General features: G+C 30.0%; 1 protein-coding gene. It reads left to right on the top strand.

What is annotated here, in order from left to right; genetic code table 11:
* Positions 1-229 precede the first annotated feature (229 nt).
* Positions 230-4,328 (top strand): non-ribosomal peptide synthetase (locus tag Q0P94_RS10325; protein ID WP_295116325.1); only part of this gene is annotated, 4,099 nt, incomplete at its 3' end.

The following is a 4,328-nucleotide window of genomic DNA, read 5'->3' as shown; positions in this document are numbered from 1 at the left end:
TTAAATTAGTTAACCGTTGTGTTTTTTTTGAGATATTTATTTTGTTTAATCAGTTTTATTTTTGATTTTTTTTTTAAAACGATGATTTGAATGTTTTTCATATAATTATTTTCCATTTTCTTTAATTATAATGTTAAATTAAAAAATTATTGTATATATCTATAAATGATTAACTTTTTATTTTAAAAAAAATAGATAATCTAATGAATAAATATTTGGATGGAATACTATGATTGATAAAAACGTAAATTATATAAAATATTTTTTACAGATTATAAAAGATTTGGATGAAAGTACTGTTCTTAATCCTGATTTAAATGGGATGAAAACTCCAAACTTAAAAAATGCAGAATTAAAATTAAATAAATTTTCAATAAAAGAATTTTGTGCTAAAAATTCCATAACTGATAATATTCTTTTTTTAGCCAGCACATCTTTAGCATTAAATAAATTTAACTTTTCAAATAAGAATTTAATATTCCATGAAAATAATATAATTTTCACTACAAATTTTGAAAATAGGAAAATTTCCATTAAAGATTATTTGATGCAAATCAAAAAGGATTATAATGAAAATTTAAAATACTCTAATTTTTCGATAGACGATTTGATTAAGGAATATGATTTAAAATCTGGAGTATATTATGCATTCAATAAAGAATTGGATTTTGATTCATTAGGATATAAATATGATTTTTACTTGAGTGTCCAAGAAAATCCTGAGGAATTCATATTGTCTGGTTCATATAATGATCAATTATATTCTGAGAAGTATGTTAATTTATTCTTAAATAGTATCAACCAAATAATCAATCAATTTTTATCAATCAATATTTCCAACAAAACTTTATCAGATATTTATCTTGTAGAAGAAGATGAATATTTCAAATTCAATGAAATTAAAACACCGTTCATCCATAAACGTTTTGAAAAGCAGGTGGAAAAAGACCCTGACCATCTGGCACTTGTTGCAGACGGTGAAAGATTAACATATGATGAACTTAACAAAAAAGCCAATAGGATTGCCAATGCCCTTATCAAAAAAGGCGTTAAGTCTAAAAGCAATATTGTTATAATGTTTCACAGAAACAGCAATTTGATTGCTGCAATTTTAGGTGTTTTAAAAGCAGGATGTGCTTATATTCCTATTGACATGGCATTTCCAAAAGAAAGAATACTCTACATGTATCAAAACAGTGAGGCAGATTATATTCTTGCTGAAACTACTGACATTATGGAAAATTCAATCGGCATTGATGAATTGCTTCAGGAGGAAAATGTTGAAAATCCAAATGTTGAGATTTCTCCAGATGATTTGGCATATCTCCTTTACACTTCAGGTTCCACAGGTTTGCCAAAAGGAGTAATGGGAACTCATAGAAACGTTACAAGCGGATTCACTGAAGATGAAGAAAATATTGTTTATCAAGCATATTCCAAAATGGAGAAAAACCTTGGGGTCATTACAGTTTCCTTTGTTGCATTTACAGCTGATTTTTTAAGTTTAACTTATGGGAATACATTGATATTTGCAAATGATGATGAAGTGAAAAACATTGAATCATTGGTTAGGTTAATGGAAAAAGAAAAACCCGATGCATTCACATTCACCACACCTTCACGTCTAAAGCAATACTTGGAATATGAACCGTTTGAAAAAGCATTATCTTCAATTAACCAGATCAATATGGGTGGAGAAAAAGTTCCAGAAGAACTTGTGCCTGTTCTATTATCCAATGATGAAATGAATTCTTATGTAATTTACGGATGTACTGAAGTGACAGGAATCGGAACAATTGAGAAAATAACTGGCATAGATAATGAATTGACAATTGGTGATGCGCCATTTAATGTAGTTGCTCAAATAAGAGATATTGATGGACGAATATTACCTCCTGGTGTCATGGGTGAAATTTACATTGGGGGTTGTGGAGTTTCAAAAGGATATTATAATCTTGATGAAAAAAGCCAGGAATCATTCATTACAATCAATAATATCCCATTCTATAAAACCGGAGATTTCGGTGTAGAAACTTCAGAAGGAAAATTAATCTCCAAAGGAAGGATGGACAACCAGATTAAACTCAGAGGATTGAGAATTGAGATTGGGGAAATAGAATCAAACATCACTAAATTCCCAAATGTAAAGCAAACTGCAGTTGTAGTTAAAAAGATTAACAATAACGACCATTTATGTGCATATTTTACTGCTAATGAAGAAATTGATGTTAAGGAATTGAAAAAATACCTGCAGGATAGATTAACCACTTATATGGTTCCTACAGTATTTATGCAATTGGATGAAATGCCAAAAACACCTAATGGAAAGATATTCCTTAAAAAACTCCCAAAACCAGTACTTAATTTAGAGTTAATTCCACCGGAAACAGAAACTGAGAAAAAATTATTTGATATTGCGGCATCTGTTGCTGAAAGCACAGAATTAGGTGTAACTGATGATTTATATGCTGTAGGATTTACATCATTGACATTAATGAAGTTAAGTGCTGTTGTCTTTGAAGAAACTGGTGTTAATTTAAATATTTCCAAGCTGATTGACGAACCGACAATTAGAAAGATTGCCAGTGAAATCGATAATGCTCAAAAAGATTCTGAAAAACTTGAGAAGATTATTGAAACAGCAAAAAATTCAACATACATTCCATTGACTGCAAACCAGTTGGGTGTTTATTATGAATGTGCCCAGAATCCTGATGAGCCACAATATAACTTACCTTTTATTATAAAATTTGATAACTCAATTGATGCTGAAAAGTTAAAGGAATCAATTATCAACACATTTGAAGTATATCCATATCTTAAAACAAGAATAATCATGCATGGTGACCAGCTAATGCATAAACGTGATGATTCAATTCCAATTGATGACATTCCTATTGTTGAAGTGCCACATATTAGCGAGGAGGAAATCTATAATCTTAACTTCAAGAAATTTGAGTTGCTTGGTGGGCAATTGTTTAGGGCAAAAATATATAAGACTGATGATGGAGTCATACTCTTCTTTGACATGCACCACATTATAACAGACGGTGCATCTGTAAACATATTGTTCAAAAGCTTTTCAGATGTCTATGATGGAAAAGAAATTGAAAAGGAAACAATTGATGGTTATATAAATGCATTGATTGAAAAGGATAATGAAAATAGTGAGGAATACATTGCATCTGAAAGATACTTCCATGAGTTAATGACACAGGAAGTAGATTCAACCGTGCTGACTCCTAATTTGAACGGCAATCCTGACGATGGTGAATTGAAATCAGTATCTAAAAACATTAATCCTCAGTTAATCCGGAAATTCTGTGCTGATGAAAGGATAAGCCCTAACGTTTTATTCATGGCAAGTACAATATTGAACTTGAATAAGTACACATTTTCAGACAAAACTCTGATAACAACTATCTTCAACGGCAGGTCAAATTCCAATTACTTCAATACACAGGCATTTTTAGTTAAAACACTTCCTATATTATCTATTAATGAAGATAGAAACATTACTATAAGACAATTATTAAATCAAACTGATAGGTTATGGAAGGAAACACTTAAACATTCTGAATATCCTTATACTAAAATTTCAGAAGAATTTGAATTAAAACCCGAATTCATGTATACATATAATAACTTTGATGAAAGTATCCTCACAATGAACGGTAACGAGTATGAAGTGACCCGTTTGGATACTGTTGAAACAAATTATAAGATTACTTTTGACATTAATGAATCTAAAGATAATCTTGAATTGTTCTTATTGTACAATGACCAGTTATATAGTGAAAAATACATTAAAACATTTTTAAACAGTGTTTTAAGTACTGTAAACCAATTCATTGAAATGGATATTGATCAAATTCCAATAAATGAAATTGAATTGAATAAAAATTATGAAATTCCAATTTTCACACCTGTTGAAACTCCATTTATTCACAAACGCTTTGAAAGACAAGTTGAAGCAAACCCAGACAATATTGCCCTTGTAGCGGAAGATGCTACATTAACCGCAGCTGAACTTAACGAAAAAGCTAATAGAATTGCTAATGCATTAATTAAAAAAGGAGTCAAGCCAAAAAATAATGTATTGGTTATGCTTCACAGAAACAGTGATTTAATTGCATCTATCTTGGGTATACTAAAAGCAGGATGTGCATATATTCCTATTGATTTGGAATATCCGCAGGACAGAATCGATTATATCTATGAAAACAGTCAAGCGGATTATATCATTTCTGAAGATGATAATGACAATTCATTGAATGTTAAAGAATTGCTTGAAGAAACTAATACTTCAAATCCGGATGTTGAAATTA

The sequence above is a fragment of the uncultured Methanobrevibacter sp. genome, from assembly GCF_946184425.1.
Classification (GTDB): Archaea; Methanobacteriota; Methanobacteria; order Methanobacteriales; family Methanobacteriaceae; genus Methanocatella.
This window is presented reverse-complemented; position numbering and strand designations above follow the sequence as displayed.